This is a genomic window from Parabacteroides sp. An277 (genome assembly GCF_002159645.1).
Lineage (GTDB): Bacteria > Bacteroidota > Bacteroidia > Bacteroidales > Tannerellaceae > Parabacteroides.
Window position 1 is genome coordinate 1 of the sequence record NZ_NFJB01000054.1, and the last position, 18249, is coordinate 18249.

16 protein-coding genes and 4 pseudogenes are annotated in these 18249 nt (G+C 49.0%); 12 read left to right on the plus strand and 8 right to left on the minus strand.

The window, feature by feature from the left end:
- The coding region (locus B5F77_RS14540; RefSeq protein WP_140392903.1) for a DUF3575 domain-containing protein at positions 1-280 on the minus strand (280 nt) is incomplete at its 3' end.
- Positions 281-492: 212 nt separating this feature from the next.
- Positions 493-1401 (minus strand): helix-turn-helix domain-containing protein, encoded by a 909-nt coding sequence (locus tag B5F77_RS14545; protein ID WP_087332063.1) that lies wholly within the window; start codon positions 1399-1401, stop codon positions 493-495.
- A gap of 159 nt (positions 1402-1560) precedes the next feature.
- Between B5F77_RS14545 and B5F77_RS14550 the strand changes: the two genes are divergently transcribed.
- The 9 genes and pseudogenes from B5F77_RS14550 (at position 1561) to B5F77_RS14590 (ending at position 10662) form a co-directional block, all read left to right on the plus strand.
- On the plus strand, positions 1561-2574 hold the full coding sequence (locus B5F77_RS14550; protein WP_239446381.1) for a DUF6282 family protein: 1014 nt from the start codon (positions 1561-1563) through the stop codon (positions 2572-2574).
- A 38-nt stretch (positions 2575-2612) separates the two neighbouring features.
- On the plus strand, positions 2613-3902 hold the full coding sequence (locus tag B5F77_RS14555; protein WP_087332067.1) for an aldo/keto reductase: 1290 nt from the start codon (positions 2613-2615) through the stop codon (positions 3900-3902).
- Between the two features lie 96 nt (positions 3903-3998).
- Complete coding sequence (locus B5F77_RS14560) at positions 3999-5180, plus strand: iron-containing alcohol dehydrogenase (RefSeq protein WP_087332069.1); 1182 nt, start codon at positions 3999-4001, stop codon at positions 5178-5180.
- Positions 5181-5399: 219 nt separating this feature from the next.
- Positions 5400-5867: a cyclophilin-like fold protein gene (locus B5F77_RS14565; protein WP_013617237.1), complete on the plus strand. Its 468-nt coding sequence runs from the start codon at positions 5400-5402 to the stop codon at positions 5865-5867.
- Positions 5868-5872: 5 nt separating this feature from the next.
- A complete protein-coding gene (locus B5F77_RS14570; RefSeq protein WP_087332070.1) occupies positions 5873-6880 on the plus strand; it encodes an aldo/keto reductase in 1008 nt (335 codons plus the stop codon).
- 27 nt (positions 6881-6907) lie between these two features.
- A pseudogene (locus B5F77_RS14575) lies at positions 6908-7432 on the plus strand (flavin reductase family protein); the annotation flags it as partial.
- Positions 7433-7581: 149 nt separating this feature from the next.
- Positions 7582-8115, plus strand: coding sequence for a flavodoxin family protein (locus B5F77_RS14580; RefSeq protein WP_087212256.1), 534 nt, complete (start codon positions 7582-7584; stop codon positions 8113-8115).
- A gap of 17 nt (positions 8116-8132) precedes the next feature.
- The gene (locus tag B5F77_RS14585; protein WP_087332080.1) at positions 8133-9284 is read left to right on the plus strand and encodes a carboxymuconolactone decarboxylase family protein; all 1152 of its coding nucleotides are present in this window, start codon (positions 8133-8135) and stop codon (positions 9282-9284) included.
- A gap of 202 nt (positions 9285-9486) precedes the next feature.
- A pseudogene (locus B5F77_RS14590) lies at positions 9487-10662 on the plus strand (aldo/keto reductase).
- A 66-nt stretch (positions 10663-10728) separates the two neighbouring features.
- Here the strand turns inward: B5F77_RS14590 and B5F77_RS14595 are convergent.
- From B5F77_RS14595 to B5F77_RS14615, 5 genes are all read right to left on the minus strand, one after another.
- Entirely contained in the window at positions 10729-11271 is a 543-nt protein-coding gene (locus B5F77_RS14595) for a GNAT family N-acetyltransferase (RefSeq protein ID WP_087332074.1), read from the minus strand.
- A 571-nt stretch (positions 11272-11842) separates the two neighbouring features.
- Complete coding sequence (locus B5F77_RS14600; protein WP_087332076.1) at positions 11843-12751, minus strand: EamA family transporter; 909 nt, start codon at positions 12749-12751, stop codon at positions 11843-11845.
- Between the two features lie 25 nt (positions 12752-12776).
- Positions 12777-13325, minus strand: a complete 549-nt coding sequence (locus B5F77_RS14605) for a cyclophilin-like fold protein (RefSeq protein WP_162608015.1) — start codon at positions 13323-13325, stop codon at positions 12777-12779.
- 1 nt (position 13326) lies between these two features.
- A complete protein-coding gene (locus B5F77_RS14610; RefSeq protein WP_087332078.1) occupies positions 13327-14382 on the minus strand; it encodes an alpha/beta hydrolase in 1056 nt (351 codons plus the stop codon).
- A gap of 22 nt (positions 14383-14404) precedes the next feature.
- Entirely contained in the window at positions 14405-15466 is a 1062-nt protein-coding gene (locus tag B5F77_RS14615; RefSeq protein WP_204244988.1) for a DUF362 domain-containing protein, read from the minus strand.
- A 370-nt stretch (positions 15467-15836) separates the two neighbouring features.
- Here B5F77_RS14615 and B5F77_RS14620 point away from each other — a divergent pair.
- The 3 genes and pseudogenes from B5F77_RS14620 to B5F77_RS16065 all read left to right on the plus strand — a co-directional run bounded on the left by B5F77_RS14620 (position 15837) and on the right by B5F77_RS16065 (position 17215).
- A pseudogene (locus B5F77_RS14620) lies at positions 15837-16032 on the plus strand (helix-turn-helix transcriptional regulator).
- Positions 16033-16549: 517 nt separating this feature from the next.
- Complete coding sequence (locus B5F77_RS16060) at positions 16550-16813, plus strand: hypothetical protein (protein ID WP_239446382.1); 264 nt, start codon at positions 16550-16552, stop codon at positions 16811-16813.
- A gap of 126 nt (positions 16814-16939) precedes the next feature.
- Entirely contained in the window at positions 16940-17215 is a 276-nt protein-coding gene (locus B5F77_RS16065; RefSeq protein WP_239446383.1) for a BREX protein BrxB domain-containing protein, read from the plus strand.
- Here B5F77_RS16065 and B5F77_RS14630 read toward each other — a convergent pair.
- A pseudogene (locus B5F77_RS14630) lies at positions 17169-18093 on the minus strand (tyrosine-type recombinase/integrase). The gene B5F77_RS16065 and the pseudogene B5F77_RS14630 sit on opposite strands and share 47 nt — an antisense overlap.
- Positions 18094-18249: the final 156 nt, after the last annotated feature.

The window sequence follows — 18249 nt, forward strand, 5'->3', positions numbered from 1 at the left end:
AATACCTCACTTCCGGATGCAAGCGAAAATGTTTGATAGATTTGCCGAAACTGCCGTCGTCGTGCTTGTTAGTAAATGGATTAAGTCCCACTTCCGCCTCCAACGTCCATTTTGGGGCTAAACGTACCTCGACTCCCAAGTTGGGAGTAGCTGTTGCCCAATAAAGGGCATTTGTCTTAATACCTACGACCGCGCCCTTATCATCGGATAAACTATTAGTTTGGGCAAAAAGTCCGAATGATAACGAGCTAAAGGCCATTAAAAAGAGGGTCTTTCGCATAGATTTTTATGTTTTATTAGTGTTCTGGGGACAAATGTATAAATTAAAATGTAAATAACCATAGGTATGAAGTGTTTTTTTATAATTATGCATTTTTCCCCCTATAACTATGGATATAAGTAAAGATAGTTTGAAGGATAGAAGGATAGGCGAACTCGCTTTACTCCGTCAAACGTTATTTGAAGAATAAATAAATTTGTAACCGTTTTATTTTACATGATTTCCACCCGTTTTCTGTATTCGCTGGGCGTATATCCTGCCACTTTCTTAAATACCCAGTTGAAATGTTGGGAATATTGAAAGCCCAATTCATCGGCAATCTGGTTTACGGTCTTCTCCGTATCGGCGAGCATGTCTTTGGCAGTATCTATGATTTTACCCTGGATGTATTCCTGCGGATTTTTTCCCGTTTCTTTCTTAATAAGGTCTCCAAAGTAGTTGGGAGAAAGAAATACCTTATCGGCAAAATACCGTACGGTCGGCAGTCCGTTGGTACGCGACTTGCCGCTTTGAAAATAATCGTCGAGCAAGGCCTCGAAACGGGTCAGCACATCCTTGTTTGATTTCTCGCGGGTGACGAATTGCCGGTTATAAAAACGCATACAATAGTCAAGCAGCAACTGGATATTTCTTGCAATCAGCCGTTTGCTCAACTTGTCTATCGGATGCGTCAGTTCCATTTTTATTTTAGCCAGACAATCGAGGATGATGCTTTTCTCTTCGTCCGAAAGGTGCAGGGCTTCGGTAGAATTGTAAGAGAAGAAAGAATAAGACTTGATTTCCTGTCCGAGCGATGTACCTTTAATCAGATCGGGATGAAACACAATGCCGCGTGCCGTGGGCTTCATGCCTTCCAGCATTTCCGTTTCCGACACCTGCCCCGGTGCGAAACTGGTAATCGTGCCTTCCCGATAATCATAAACCTGCCTTCCATAACGGATATCGCCACATTTGGTTTCTTTCAAGAACAGGGCATAGATGCCGTAATTGATAGTGAAACGTATAGGGAATCGGGTGGCTTCCGAAAGGTCGATGACATTCACCAACGGGTGAAGTGTTTCCAGTCCGAACAGTTTGTTGTACTCTTCTACCGTATCCATTTTTATCAAATCTGTTTTCATATTCGTATCATCATTACATTCTTGTATCGCAAAAATAAAAGTTTCTACCGTAACTTGTATCGGCGTTGAACCGTAATCTGTAAATGAGTTACAAATCTCCGTAAATAGGTTATGTCCTTTAAGTTGGATACCGGCTATTTTTGCAAAAAAAGAAAAGCGATGAATGATAATGGAAAAATAAACCGCAGGGACTTTATCAAGAGTTCCGTGCTGACCGGAGGAGTATTGTTCGCACAGGCAGCGATACCTGCCCGTGCCATGGATTTTCTTTCGGAGAAAAATGAAGATAAGAATGATATGTTTACAGATGACGGATTAGTAAAAGGAGTATGCGACATCCACCTGCACTGCCGCCCCGATTCGCGGGAACGCTCGGTAGATGAATATGGTTTCATGCAGGATGCCATGCGTGCCGGATACCGTGCCGTGATGTTCAAGTCTAATGACTTCAGTTGTCACGACAGGACATATATCATCCGGCAAGCACTGCCGGAAGCGGAATGTTTCGGCAGTTTCTGCATGAACCGTGTGCATGGGGACAAGGTAAATCCGTTTGCCGCACAGAAAGCCGTAGAAACAAGTGGAGGACTGTGCCGGTGCATCTGGATGCCGACACTTGACGCAGCCTATCATTACCAATGTGAAGGCAGGAAAGAGAAAGGCATTCCCGTGTTGGATGATAACAGACAGGTATTGCCCGAAGTCGTCCGCGTAATGGAAATCTGTGCGGAAGCCGGCATCATCTTTGCTACCGGACACGCTTCGCCCAAAGAAAGCATCACACTCGCCCGTAAGGCAAAGGAAATAGGTGTGGATAAATTTGTCGTCACTCATGCCAATTCTCATTTCTGGAAAATGACTGCCGACCAGATTAAGCAGTGCATCGACCTTGGCGCATACATCGAATATTGCTACCTGCCCTGCCTGTGGGGAGAAGGCACAAAGATGTCGCAATACCCACGGCAAAGCATCGGGGAGCTTGCCGGTTTTGTCCGCATCGACCCGTCGCGGAGTTTCATTTCCACAGACTTGGGACAGGCGGTGATGCCACACCCCATTGAGGGTATGAGGGATTGCATCCTGAAACTGCTGGCAGAAGGCATCCCTCAAAGCGACATTGACTTACTGGTACGTCATAACCCGGCGTGGCTCATTGGATTGACTCAGCATTAATTCTTCATTTTTAGTTCTTCATTCTTCATTTAAAAATTATGGATAGAAGAGATTTCATCAAAAGCGGATTATTCGCCGCGGCTGTCGGTGCCGCAATGGGACCGAAAGCCATTGCGCAAGAAGCAAACAGACGTGTGGAGCAGGAGCAGAAAGCAAAAGACATCCTGAATTACAACCCACAGATGCAATACCGCCCGATGGGCAGAACAGGGGTAAATGTATCGGCATTAGGTTTTGGCATGTTGCGCCTGCCAATGAAGAACGGGCATGTGGATTTCGACCAGACCACCCCGATGGTACACCGTGCCATCGAAGGCGGAGTGAACTACATTGATACCGGACGTGTCTATATGGGAGGCGAAAGCGAGCAGGCAGTCGGCAAGGCACTTGCCGGAGGCTGGCGCGACCGGGTTTATGTCACTTCCAAAATGCCGTGGTGGGAGATGCAGAGTGCGGACGATTTCGAAAAGTTCTTCGACCAGTCCCGGCGTGCGATTGATACGGATGTGATTGATTTCTACCACATCCACATGATTATGCACCGGGCATGGAAAGACTACGTGCTGCCGTATCGGCTTATCGAGAAAATGGAGAATCTGAAGGCGCAAGGGAAAATACGCTTTATGGGATTCTCTTTCCACGACAGCCTGCAACTGTTCAAACGGGTAGTCGAATATACACCGGCATGGGATTTCTGCCTTATCCAGCACAATTACCTTGATTATGAATACGAGGCAGGTGTGCTCGGTCCGAAATATGCCACTGCCAACGGTATGGGGCTGGCGGTAATGAAGCCTGTCCGCACCGGCTTCCTTGCCAACCTGCCACAAAGTATGAGGGAAGCACTTGCCTCTACCGGCATCCGGAAACCTGATGCGGAATGGGCACTGGATTACCTGTGGGACATTCCCGAAGTGAGCGTAGCCGTCAGCGGCATGGGTTCCATGGAAGATGTGGAAGAAAACCTGAGTTATGCAGCCAAGGCAAAACCAAATATGCTTACACCTGCCGAACGCGAGGCATTGGGAGCAGCCATCTACGCTTACCGTCATGCACCGGGACACATTGACTGCACCGGATGTTACCAGTGCATTCCCTGCCCGCAGAATGTCGCCATCGGCTACATCTTCGCTTATGTCTACAACAACTACCTGCTGCACCGCAACAAAGAGAGGGCAATGGCCGACTACACCGTATCCATGTCTCCCGTCCAGCGTGGAGACCCGGCTTCATCGTGTATCGGATGTGGAGAATGTCTGGCAAAGTGTCCGCAGCATCTGGACATTCCCAATCTGTTGGCAAAAGTAAAGGAAACGATGGGAAAATAATCCGTAAATCGGTTACAACCGTCAGTAAATATGTTATCTCCTTTCCGCCGACAGTCCGCTACCTTTGCATCAGAATCATTAAATATAACCTACAAAATGAAAACGAACAACAACTACGACATGTATATCCCTACCCGTGTAATGTTCGGTGCAGGGATGTTGAACAAACTGAGTGAACAACCCATGCCGGGCAAACGTGCCCTCATTATCATCTCTAATGGTAAATCCACCCGTACCAACGGCTATCTGGCCCGCACGGAAGAGCAGTTGCACAAAGCCGGTGTGGAGACCTGCATCTTCAACGGTGTAGCACCCAATCCCACTGTGGATAACGTCAACGCCGGTGCAAAGGCTGCACGCGACAATGGGTGTGATTTTCTCGTTGCGTTGGGTGGAGGCAGTGTCATGGATTGCGCGAAGGCTATCGCGGTCATGGCTACGAATGAAGGCGAACTGTGGGATTACGTGCCCATCGGTTCTGGAAAAGGACAACCTATTGCCGTAAAACCGTTGCCTATCATAGCCATCACCACTACGGCAGGCACAGGGTCGGAAACGGACAACTCCGGCGTTATTACGAAGGAGGACACGTTTGAGAAAGCCTTCGTGGGCGATGCATCCCTGTTTCCCGTCCTCTCCATCGTTGATGCAGAACTGATGAAGAGTGTACCGGCCACATTCACTGCCTATCAAGGCTTCGATGCCCTATTCCACAGCACGGAAGGATACATTGCCAAAGGCGCCAACCTGATGAGCGACATGTATGCCCTCGAGGCCATCCGCAACATTGCCGAATACCTGCCCCGTGCCATCAAGGACGGCAATGACCTGGAGGCCCGTACCCGTGTGGCTTTCGGCAATACGTTGTCCGGCGGCGTGATGTGCCTGACGCTTATCACCAGCGAACACGCCCTGGAACATGCCCTTTCCGCTTATCATCCCAACCTGCCCCACGGTGCCGGTCTGATTATGGTGAGCCGTGCCTATTATAAATATTTCATCGAGCACCATGCCTGCGACGATCGCTTCATCCGCATGGCACAGGCAATGGGTATGCCGGAAGCCACGAAACCCGAAGACTTCCTGACCGCCCTCACCCGTCTGCAAGAGGCGTGCGGCGTTGCCGACCTGAAGATGTCCGACTACGGCATTACTTCCGACGAGTTCGAGACGCTGATGCGTAACACCCGTGAGGTAATGGGCGTGATGTTCACCAGCGACCGTGTCCAGATGTCGGACGAAGATATCGTGAACGTCTATCGGGAATCTTACAAATAAGAACGACTCCCATTGGGAACAGCGGGGAAAGCACTTCTCCATCAGGATTGACGTTGTCCCCGCCGGGGAAAGCGCTTCTCCGTCAGGATTGGCATTGTCCCCGCTGGGGAAAGCGCTTCTCCGCCAGGATTGGCATTGTCCCCGCTGGGGAAAGCACTTCTCCGCCAGGATTGGCGCTGTCGACTACATGGTAAGTAATTTTAGAAAAAGGAAAAAACGATGAATAGACTGCATCTCGTCCTCCTGTTGCTGCTCTCGGTCTTTATGACAGCAGTTCAGGCACAACAAAGAGTTTCAGACAATCAAATGAAAGCAAATATGGGAAATAACACAATCAGACTGACCATCAAGGACGGTAAGACATTTACCGCCACTTTAGCGGATAATTCGTCCGCAGATGCTTTGATAGAATTGCTATCAAAAGGAGACGTCACCGTGGAAATGGAAGACTACGGCAACATGGAAAAAGTGGGACCGCTGGGCACCAGCCTTCCGCGCAATGACCGCCAGACATCGACCGGTCCCGGCGACATCATCCTTTACCAAGGGAAATACCTGGTGATTTATTATTCTACCAATTCGTGGAACTTCACCCGCATAGGCAAGATAGATAATACCAATGGCGCACAATTGAAATCAGCATTGGGAAACGGTGATGTAACGGTAACACTCTCATTAGGCAAATAATATCGATGAAAACGAGAACATTAGGAAACCAAGGACTGAAAGTTTCGGAAGTAGGGCTAGGCTGCATGGGATTCACGCAAAGCTATCCTCCCTATCCTGACCGGAAAGAAGCCATCGCCACGCTGCGCGAGGCGGTAGAGTTGGGAGTTACATTCTTTGATACGGCAGAGGTGTACAGTGCGTTCAAGAACGAAGAGTTAGTGGGCGAAGCTTTGGAAACGGTCCGCGACAAAGTAGTCATCGCCACGAAGTTCGGCTATAATTTGGTGGATATGCCCGACCTCAATACTTCGGCACGCCCCGTAAGCCTGTCAAGCAAGCCTGACACCATCCGCCGGGCGGTGGAAGGTTCGCTCCGCCGTCTGCGTACCGACCACATTGACCTCTACTACCAGCACCGGGTAGACCCGGATACACCGATAGAAGAAGTGGCAGATACGGTTGCCTCGCTCATCAAAGAGGGCAAGGTATTATATTGGGGCTTGTCCGAAGCCGCCCCTGCCACGGTGCGCCGTGCCCATGCCGTATGTCCGCTTGCGGCAGTACAGAGCGAATATTCCCTGTGGTACCGTCAAGTGGAAAAGGAACTGCTCCCTACCTTGGAGGAGCTGGGCATCGGCTTCGTGCCGTTCAGTCCGCTGGGGAAAGCCATGCTGACCGGACGCTTCGACCGCAACACCACGTTCGACAAGACGGATTTCCGTTCCTCCATTCCCCGTTTCCAGCCGGAGAACCTGCAACACAATGTAGCGTTGGTAGAGTATGTGAAAGAACTTGCCCATCGGAAAGAAACCTCTCCGGCACGTATTGCCATCGGCTGGCTCCTGGCACAGCAACCGTGGATTGTCCCTATTCCCGGCACGAAACGTATTGAACGCATCAAGGAGAATATCGGCGGAGCGGACATTCGCTTTACCACGGAAGAGCTTGCCGATATCCGCCGTCATCTGGACAGCATCGAAATCATCGGAGCACGATATCCCGAAGACCAGGAGGCGTTGACCGGCAAATAGTCATACAATTTTCAAACGGAAGAGAATATGAAAAAGAACATCGGCCAGACATTGGCATTGTATCCTACTCCCGCCGTAGTAGTGGGTACGGAGGTAAACGGAAAGGTAAACTGGCTGCTCGTTGCCCATGTGGGCATCATCGGGCACGACCGCATCCTGCTGAGTATGCACAAGGCGCATTACACCAACCAAGGTGTGAAAACCACAGGCAAGGTGTCCGTCAATATGGTAGACGAAGCCATGCTGCAACGTGCTGACTATGTCGGTTGCGTCAGCGGAGCGAAAACGGACAAATCGGAAGTTTTTGCCTGGCATCCGGGTGAAGCCGGAACTCCTGTCATTGATGAAAGTCCGTTGGTGATGGAATGTGAGGTGGTAGATAATTACGGAACGGATACGTTCGATAACTTCATCTGCAAAATCACGAACACCTATGCCGAAGAAAGTATTCTCAATGACAAAGGGAAGCCGGACTACAGCAAAGTGAAGCCCGTCCTCTTCGAAATGCCCAACTATACCTATTTGCGGACGGGAGACGAAATCGCTAAATGTACGACATTTGGAAAAACATTTAATCCTGAGAACTGATGAAGCGCCGGGATTTTCTCCGTAAATCCCTGCTCGCAGCTACAGGGAGTATGATCTTGGGAGGCGGCATCATGAAAGCCGTAGAAAATTTGAACACTAAAAATAGTAGTAGAATGAAAATAGTAGTATTGACCGGTAGTCCCCGCCGGAATGGAAATTCGGCTTATCTGGCGGAACAGTTCATCAAAGGCGCACAGGAAAAAGGACATGAGATATACCGTTTCGATTGCGCCTTCAAACAAGTGGAACCTTGCCGTGCCTGCAACCGTTGCGGCATGGACGGTCCGTGTGTGATAAAGGATGATTTTAATGAACTGCGTCCGCATCTCATCGCGGCAGACATGGTAGTGTTCGCCACACCGATGTATTATTTTGGCATTTCAGCACAGATGAAACGGGTAATCGACCGATTCTATGCCATCAACGGGCAAATTAAAGGCCATTACAAGAAGGCTGCTTACCTGATGACCTATGCCGATACGGCGAAGAAGGAAGCAGAACCGATGCTGCTGCATTACCGCACATTAATGGAATATCTCGGCTGGGAAAGTGTGGGTGAGGTGGTCGCTTCCGGGGTATGGACGGCAGGTTCCATTCGCAACACCCGCTATCCCGAACAGGCATATCAGTTAGGAAAAAGTCTATAGACAGTAACATGATGAATATGAAACAATCTGTAATTATATTCGCCTTATTGCTGGCAGGACTCATGCCGGCAAAGGCACAGAACGACGAAACAATGAACAGAATAGAAACGTGCAAGGAAAATTACCGTACCCTTTTCGGCGGTGAAGCCCTGACCGGACAGGGCACAGACCCGGAGATGATGGACATCCTTCAGAAATTTATCTTCGGCGAAGTGTTTACTACGGGAAACTTGAGCTTGAAACAGCGCGAAATGATTACTTGTGTCACCCTTGCCACGATGCAGACGCTTCCGCAACTGAAAGTCCATGCGGGAGCCGCCCTGAACGTGGGCGTCACCCCTGTGGAATTACGGGAAGCGATGTATCTGACAGCACCGTTCATCGGTTTCCCCAAGATGCTCAATGCCGTCGGAACGGTGAACGAAGTATTCAAGGAGCGCGACATCAGCCTTCCCTTGGAGAATCAGACCACCGTCACCGAAGCGAACCGTCATGAGCAGGGCGCAGCCATTCAGGACAAACTCTACCACGGAGGAATCTCTGCCGTGATGGAAGGCGTGCCCGGCGGAATGGGTGAAGAGGTAGCACGCTTCCTGACCGACTATTTCTTTGGCGAAATATACACCCGTAACGGACTTGACTTGAAAACCAAAGAACTGCTCGGCTACTGCATCCTGACGACACTGGAGGCGGAAAGCCAGTTGCAGTCGCACTTCCACGGAAACATCCAGGCAGGCAATACGCCCGAAGAAGTGACCGCAGCGGTCATCCAATGTCTTCCCTACATTGGTTTCCCGGCAGCCATCAAGGCACTGCGCAGCATCAAGCAGGAAACTGCCAAACCGGCTGCACCGGCTACGGATAACCTGGTACGCCTTTCGAAAATAACAGTAGACCCGGAACGGTTGGATGAATACAACGCCTATCTGAAAGAGGAAATAGAAGCCTCCATGCGGCTGGAACCGGGTGTACTCACCCTCTACGCCGTAGCCGAAGAGGATGCGCCACACAAGATTACCATCCTCGAAATCTATGCCGACCGTGCCGCTTACGAAAGCCATTTGAAGACACCTCATTTCCAGAAGTACAAACAGGGTACGCTGGATATGGTAAAGGATTTGGAACTGGTGGATACGACACCGCTGATTCCGGGACTGAAAATAAAGTAATTTTTTTCATGCCAATCAGGAGTTAAAAGGGAGTTATAGGTAGTTATCGCCCGCAGGGCGGGCTGGAAGTTAGATGCCAATACCTTTTTGCGCCGGTTTCAGAAGTAAGACTATTGGCCTGTAACTCCTGAACGAAGTGATAACTCCTGTGAAACATAACTACGTTTAACTCCTGATTCGCATTTTTCATTTAAAAGGCAATATGGAAGACTTGAACAAGAAAGAAGGTTTCAGCCGTCGCGGTTTTCTGAAGACGGCGGCTGCTGTGGGAGCAGCTCTGGCTGTCTCCCCGGCATTGGACAAAGTACAGGCTGCCACTCGTGCGGTTACCGGAAGCAAAACTGCATCTGCCGGAGATGCCAAAGCCGCAACGATTACCGCTCACCGCACGCTCGGCACAGGCAAGGCGGCTTTCGAGGTGTCGGCATTGGGATTCGGTGTGATGGGCATGACCTACAACCGCAGTTATCATCCCGACAAAAAGCAGTGCATCCGCCTGCTGCACGAGGCGATGGACCGTGGCGTGACGCTATTTGACACCGCCATCATCTACGGTCCGCTGAACAATGAGGAACTGGCAGGCGAAGCATTGGGAGAGTTTCGGGGTAAGGTAAACGTAACGACCAAGTTCGGTCATGAAGTTATCGACGGCAAAGCCACCGGATGACAGGACAGCCGTCCCGCCACCATCCGACGCTACTGCGAGGAATCGTTGAAACGCCTGCGCACCGATGTCATCCCGATGTTCTACCAACACCGCTTCGACCGCAACACGCCGGTGGAGGACGTGGCAGGGACTATCGCCGATTTGATAAAGGAAGGCAAGGTCTTGCATTGGGGCATGTGTGAGGTCAGCGCAGAGACTATCCGCAAGGCGCACGCCGTCTGTCCGCTGACCGCTATCCAGAGCGAATACCACCTGATGCACCGTGAGGTAGAGAAGAACGGTGTGTTGGATGTATGCCGTGAACTGGGTATCGGTTTCGTGCCTTACAGTCCGATGAACCGGGGCTTTCTCGGCGGCGACTTAAATGAATATACCGAGTTCGACCCGCACAACGACAACCGCACCACGCTGCCCCGCTTTACACCGGAAGCCATGCGTGACAATTATCGCATCGTGAATGTGCTGCAACGCTTCGGACGCGAACGGGGCATGACCGCCGCCCAGCTTGCCCTCGGCTGGCTCTTGCAGAAAGAACCGTGGATAGTACCCATTCCCGGTACCACGAAGCTCTCGCACCTTGAAGAAAACCTGCGCACACTGGACTTCACCCTCTCTGCCGAAGAGTGGAAACAGCTGGAGGATGCCGTAGCCGCCATTCCCGTGACGGGCGACCGCTACAATGCCGAACAACAGAAACAGGTGGGATTCTAGTGACAATCCGTTCCGATTTCGTCCATTCTCAGTGGGAAAAGTGCGTGTCGGGACGGATTCCAAATTCTACTTGGATAACAAACTGTATTCTTCCTGCGTAAGACGCATAAAATGTTCAGTACGTCTATCGCCTAAAGGAGATAACTTGTCTTTTTCGGTATGATGGTAACGGAAACCACATTTTTCCATTACCCGGCGTGACTTTGTATTACCTTCGTAATAGCCACACCAGACAGCCGATAATCCTAACTCTTCAAAACAACGCTGCAATAGTCTACGCACGGCTTCCGGTATTAGTCCTTGCCCCCAATAAGGTACACCTATCCAATAACCGATTTCTGCTTCGCCGCAAGCCATTTCCGCACTGTGCAGCCCGTCTCCGAACATAATCCCAGCACTCCCCACAGGCTCGCCTGTCGCTTTAAGCACGACCGCATACGTTTCTGGTGCGGCAAACACGGTTCGGATGATTTCAAGACTGTTTTCTATAGATACGTGTGGAGGCCATCCGGCAACAGGTCCGATGGCAGGGTCTTTGGCATATTTGTACAGAGATTCTGCGTCCGATTCCTTCCACGGACGGAGTATCAAGCGTTCAGTAGTAATCATATTATTTTTATTATTGAGTCTGCCTGCGAAATTAAAGAAAAATGGAGAACAAGGCAAGGAAAGGTAGCGATTTTCCTCATTTGATCCTCGAAGTAAGTCGTTTCACAATTAATGCTTCCAGTCCTGCCGGATTTTCGAACAAAGATTTACGTAGGCAAAAGAAAAAGACTATTATTTTGTCAACGTAAAATTTCGTATCACCTTCAAAATTGAAGTGTATGAAACAATTATCGGTTAGGCAAAAAGTAACTTTTTTATCCTGTTTTAGGATATGTCTAAATATCAGATGCTCTGAATATCAATGATTGTAGTAATACGTTAGCCTTGTGACTGCCTATCTATTAAGTTTGCGCCAATTGACGCAAATATATGCGCAATATGACGCAATAATCTGCGACAGATGTCGCAAATATGTGCGCGATATGATGCAAGGTTTATAGATCGGCAGATCCAGGTCTGAGGCATTAAAAAGAATACAGATTATCAAGCACTTATTATTCAATATATACAGATAAGACAGGCAAAAAGCAACTTTTTATCTTGTTTTAGGTATGGTTTTGTTTGACTGTACTCATTCTTGTTTTCTGTTTACCAATAAAACACTACCTAATATGACGGCCAGCCCGACCAGCTGGATCGCCGTGATCTCTTCCCCGCCCAAACCGCCGATGACGACCGCCACGACCGGATTGACGTAGGCGTGGGTGGCCACCTCGGTCGCCGGGCGCACCTTCAGCAGCCAGACATAGGCGGAATAGGCCAGCAGCGAGCCGAACGTGATCAGGTAAAGCAACGACCACCAGGCCGAGGGCGGGACCGATCGGAAGGCCACCTCGTCCCACTTGCCAGACAGTGCGACACAGAGCCAGAACATCAGGCTCGCGGAAAGCATCTGCCAGGCCGACCCCGCGAAGCCATTGACCTCCTCGACCGCCGACGAGCGGTATTTGGCGTAGAGCGAGCCGAGCGACCACGAGACGCAACCGGCCATCAGGATCAGGATGCCGTACTCGCCATGCGGGGCGACAGAGCTCTCCGCGCCCAGCTGCTCCGCGTAAAGCATCCCGACACCGGCAAACCCCAAGAGGATCCCCACGACGGTCGCCAGCCGACGGAAGTTCCGCCTCCACATCGGCACGTCCAGCAACATGATCCAGATCGCCGTGGAGGAGGCCACGATCGCCACCACGCTGCTGCTGACATACCGCTGCGCCCACATGATGACCGCCATATCGACAAAGAGCAGCACGATGCCGCTGACCGCTGAGCGGCGGACCAACGCGGGCCGGAACACCGGCTCGCCCCGCGACCAGCAGAGCATGAGCAGGATCGCCCCCGCCGCGCTGAATCGCAACGCGCCGAGCAGGAACGTAGGTAATCCCTTCAATGCCACGCCTATGAAATAGTAGGTGGAACCCCACACGACATAAATCAGGAAATAGGCGATGATGATGGCGTAACGGTTGGCAGCAGTTTTCATGGTTTCTCTCGATATGGATTCATAATCAATATTTTTCCGTTATCGCAAAACTGACACGCACATTACCGCTCCCCGCTGCCGCTGCCAACCCTTCGGGATTGTCTATCTGCCCCAAGCGTGTGTAACTATAGCCGGACGAAAAAGTTTCGTAAAACAAGACGACGCAAGACGAGCCGTAAAGCATCAGGTCGCCTGTCTGGATTGTCCCCGGACGATAGCTGTCCGTAGGCAGATTTTCCGATAAGTAATGGTATTTCTCGTTGCCGTTCATCTCGCTCATATCCAGCGTAAGGGGGAGCATGGCTGCAAAAGCCCGTGCAGCCTCATTGTCTGCCAGCGTAGCGGCAAACGATGTTCCGTTTACTGAAATTGTAATATTTCTTTCCATGGATGCATTGTCATCACCGTTATTGTTATCGTTGTTTCCTTCATTATCGCCCTCATTTTCATCAGATGGCGGAGCGGGAACTTCCGTCCTTTCCTCCATCGGGTCATCGTCCGAGCAGGCAATAAGGGCATTTGCCGTAAAAAGGAGGAAAATAGCCACTCCACAGCAGTAAATCAGCCGTTTCATATCACTTCAGGTATTGGTTGTAAAACTCGACTATCTTGCCGAACGGTATCTTTTCCAGGTTGTCGTACAGGTCGGTGTGGCTGGCTCCCGGCACGATATACAATTCCTTGTTGTCACCTTTCAGCTTCTTGAAGGCATCCTCACCGAAATAGCGCGAATGTGCCTTTTCGCCATGCACCACCAATACGGCACTGCGGATTTCATCGCTGTAAGCCAAAATGGGCATATTGAGAAGTGAAAGCGAGGAAGTGACGTTCCACCCCAGACCTGAATTGATGGAACGGGAGTGATAGCCACGCTTCGTTTTATAATAGTCATAATAATCCTTCATAAATTGTGGCGCGTCATCGGTAGGCTGGGGATTCATCACCGTGCGCTTGTACGTGCCGTTGCGATAGTCTTCCGTCCGTTGGGCATTCAGTTGCTTGCGCATTTCATAGCGGGCGTCCGCATTGTCATTGGCATCGAAGTAGCCGTTTGCCGTCCCCCGACAGATGTCATACATCGTAGAAGCCACCGTCGCTTTGATGCGCGTATCCATAGCCGCCGCGTTGATGGCAAAACCTCCAAAGCCACAGATGCCGAGTATGCCGATGCGCTCCGGGTCTACATCGTCACGAATAGACAGATAGTCTACCGCCGCACTGAAATCTTCCGTGTTGATGTCCGGCGATGCCACACTACGGGGCTGTCCGCCGCTTTCTCCGGTAAATGAGGGGTCAAAGGCAATGGTCAGGAAACCGCGCTCCGCCAATGTCTGCGCATACAGTCCCGATGCCTGCTCCTTCACTGCTCCAAACGGGCCACTCACGGCTATGGCCGGGAGCTTGCCTGCCGCGTTCTTTGGAATATATAAGTCAGCGGCAAGCGTGATGCCGTAACGATTGTGGAAAGTTATCTTACTATGGTTCACTTTGTCACTCTGTGGAAAAGTCTTGTCCCATTCTTGGGTCAAAGTCAGTTGCTCTTCCTGAAATTTCATTGCCTGGTCGTTTTGTGCAAATCCTGCTGTACTGAAAGCCAACAGGCTTGCGGTGAGAATTGTCAGTAACTTCATATGTCTATGTCTTTTGAGATTATTATTCCTGTACAAATGGTTTAAGTCCCTTTACGGCTTCAGCGGCAGTGATGCGCTTTCCTCCGTTATCCAAGTCGATGAGGATGTAACGGTTGTTGCCCATGCCCAACTCTTTCATGTAGGACAGCTGGCGCAATCCGTGGCGTGTCTCGATACGTTCGACCAAATCATGGTGTTCCGCTTCTGTCATGGCATATACCAAATCCACACAGGCTTGGTCGAGAGCAAGAATATCGGTGGAGGACAAGATTCCTACATTGGGAGTTACAACGGGAGCGGCATTCACACCTTCACAGTCGCAGGATACAGACATGTTGCGCATTACATTTACGTAGGCAATGTGTTTGCCGAAATGGTCGATGACAGACTTTGTGGATTCGGTCATACGCTCCATAAACTCTTCCTTGGCGATGTTCCACTGGTTGTCCTGCCCTGGCGTGGTATGTATCCAGGCCTTGCCGATGCGACCGTCAGCGCAGCCGATGCCAATGTTCTTGTTGCTGCCGCCGAAACCACCCTGCGTATGCCCTTTGAAATGGGTCAGCACGACAAGGGAATTGTAGTCTGCCAAGTGGCTTCCTACGGACATTTTCTCAAACCACTTGCCGCCTCGGACGGGCAGTGTGAGGGTGTCTTCCTCGTCCATAATGTCCACAGGGCAGAATGTCCATCCGTTCACTTCCAAAGTCTTGCGATGTTGCTCCGTCGTATATCGGTCTCCTTTATAATAAGTATTGGTTTCCACAATCTTGGCCTCCGGCAAATCCTTTTGAAGCAGGGCTTTTACCCATTCCCGTGGAATGATGTTCGGCCCGTTCTGTTCGCCGGTGTGCAACTTCACCCCGACATTTCCTTCGATGTTTTCACTCACCTGTTCGTATGCCTTGATAAGGCCCTCCGGACTCAGATTGCGTGTGAAATAGACGATGGACTCATTACCCGTACGTTCCTCGTATGGGATATATTTATTTCCGTCTTTCCACGGCATGGGATTGGACTGGGCTACGGCCGTCGTTCCGGCCACAAACAAACTGGCAATCATTGTAATTACTGTACGTTTCATAATTATGTAGCACTATAAATTAAATTCCGACGCAAAAGTAGTCACTCTGCCTGCAATCCCAATTACCTGCATAACGGAGAAATATACCTGAATTACAGACATACAACATCTTGAGGATAAAAATCATGGGGACATCCCGCAACGCAGTAGAAACACAGATATGGACGGCTTTGAGATCATATTGCTTTTATTAGGGCTGAAACATATAGCTCGATACAAATGGGCTTTGCCCAACTTTATTGTCTCATTGGGGTTTTCGCTATCTAATATTATTTAGGACAATATTGATCAGAAAGAATAAAATGTATGCTTAATTCTTTGTGCATCCAAATAATTCTTTAATTTTGCGTCTAACGCTAATAAATAAGAAATAGAAGATATCAATCGATTGAAGATAGTTCTTGCTGAAAAAAGAAAACAGGAAAATGGTTGGCCGAAACATTGGGGAAAGACCAGACAACTGTTCCAAATGGTGCACCAATACGTCACAACCAGATCTTCATACATTAAAGAGAATAGCGGAAGTGCTGGAGGTTAATATAAAAGATTTGTTGCATAGCTGTTAAATCAAGAATATATATGGAGAAGAAAATAAAGAGTCCCTATACGACAGCTATGACCGGGTGTGGTTTTAAGTGGGAAGAAATGACTCACATACTTCCTTTGCTATGTCACCCGATTCGGGCAAACTCTTAAAGTAGGAAGTGATTGAAAACAATCATATTATGCTGAAGACTGAGTATACACGCAAAAGGGCAATCGCAGAATTTGTGCGGAGGTACAGTTCCGTTCCTATTTCTTGACCTGCATCTGAATCTTGTATTATGGAAATGGAATTCAGCCCGCCAGTCACTGAACCGTTCCGATGTACAGATGGAAATCAATGAGATTGCCGCAAAAGACAAGTTCGAGGCAGGATGAAGTGAAAACACCAAAGAGAAAGTGGCCAGTTCATTCCTGTCCTTTATGCGGAAGGCTGGTTTCTTTTCGGATGGAGATGAAAATCTTGTACCGATCCGCCTGGAAGACGCAGAGTTCGCCTTTTACCTGCAAATAAATCAACCGTATAAAACAGAATGCCTTATGAGAAACATGACATTGGAAGAGCTGTATGACAAACTGTGCAGTGAGGAGTTCAAGAATACGGAGAATGATATATTCTATAATTTCTTCATCTATCAATATCTGCCGCAGGAAGAATATGCAATGCGTAAAAAGATTAAGGCATTCAAGACCCAGTTGATACGGCCGGTCAATTATGTGGATGTGCTGACGGTAGGCCTGTTCAAGGAATTCTACAACTTCTTGGACGGCCAGGCTTTCGGGAAAAACATCCGTCTTATTTGAAATACATGCTTGAAAAGGACTGCAATGACCATGATGCGGTAACGGCTTCGCTGACCAACAAGGTTAATTCATCGCAATTCTACCAGTACCTGCATGAGCGTATCATGCGGCATATCAGCATTGACGATGATAAATTGCGTCCATACTGTTCCTTTATGGATCGGATCCATATATCCGTATTTGCGCACCAACCATCTGTTGGCCAATTATGAGCAATACAACAAAAGTAACCGGTACAAAATCATCGTATTCTATCCGGGAGAGAAAGAAGGAAATATATTCCGGCTGTTCAACAGGGTCGATGATCAGCATATCTATCGTGCTACATTGTCGTACTTATTTTATGGGAATAGATCTATTTCAACGAAATCTTATTCGCCGTCTCTCGCTTCTTGGAGTTAACCAAATCAGCATAAATTTGTGTCGTGGTGACATTCTTATGCGTCAACATCTTCGATATTGTGTAAATGTCTGTGCCTAAATAGATTTGGATGACCTCATACGAGTTCCTGAAGCAGTGGAAGGTTATGTGTTTTCTGATTCCGGCTTCGGCAATCCATTGTTTCAAGGGATGATGAGTCATGGAGCGGGTTAAGCCTTTGAATACTTTTCCAGTGCCCCATTCGCCACACAACTCCAGTGCCTCCTGACTGATGGGAAGGGTGGCCTCGGTTTCTGTTTTCTCGGTGCAAATACGGATGTAGTAGCCTTGATCCGGCCCGACTTCAAAATCACGCCAGTCCAGCTTCAGAATATCACTGATACGGAGACCGGTCATGCAGGCAAACAGAGAGGCCTGTTTCAAGACTGGAATTTTGCAGGGTGTAGCTGCCAATTTCTTGACTTCATCAAGTGTCAGATACTCTTTCTTGACCTCTTTCCATTCTATCTTTTCCAGAAAGTCGTTCAAGTTCTCGCGCAACATCTTCTCTTTATAGGCTATTTTCAACAAGGCACGGAAAGTCGAATAATAGCCGGCTGCCGAATTGCGTGAGATATAAGCATTGGGATGATTGATTTGTTTGCATTTGAGCAGATAATCCCTGAACTTCTCGCACAGTTCTACGGTAAGCCTCTGCTTTGTTTAGCATTTCCTGATTGAACATTCTTTGCTGCTCGTTCTTGGGCTTGGCATAAATATAGATGTCGAGGAATTCCCGGCGACTCATCTTCATCGTGTAAGGATTGCGGATGGCCGGATAATAATCCAGATAAAGAGATATGCGGTCGTTACGCAATGGCTTTTGTCTCAAAGTTACGTTGGTGCATGTAAGTGCCATAGCTATATTGTTTTTTGATTAATACTTGTTTTGTTGCAAATAAAATAGGCTCAGTAGAAATTTAATGGGGATAAATTTGTTAGTTTGAAGAACAAACCTTTATTTTGCAGTATGGAAAACGATTATTTGAACATACTTGCCGGTATTGTACTCCCA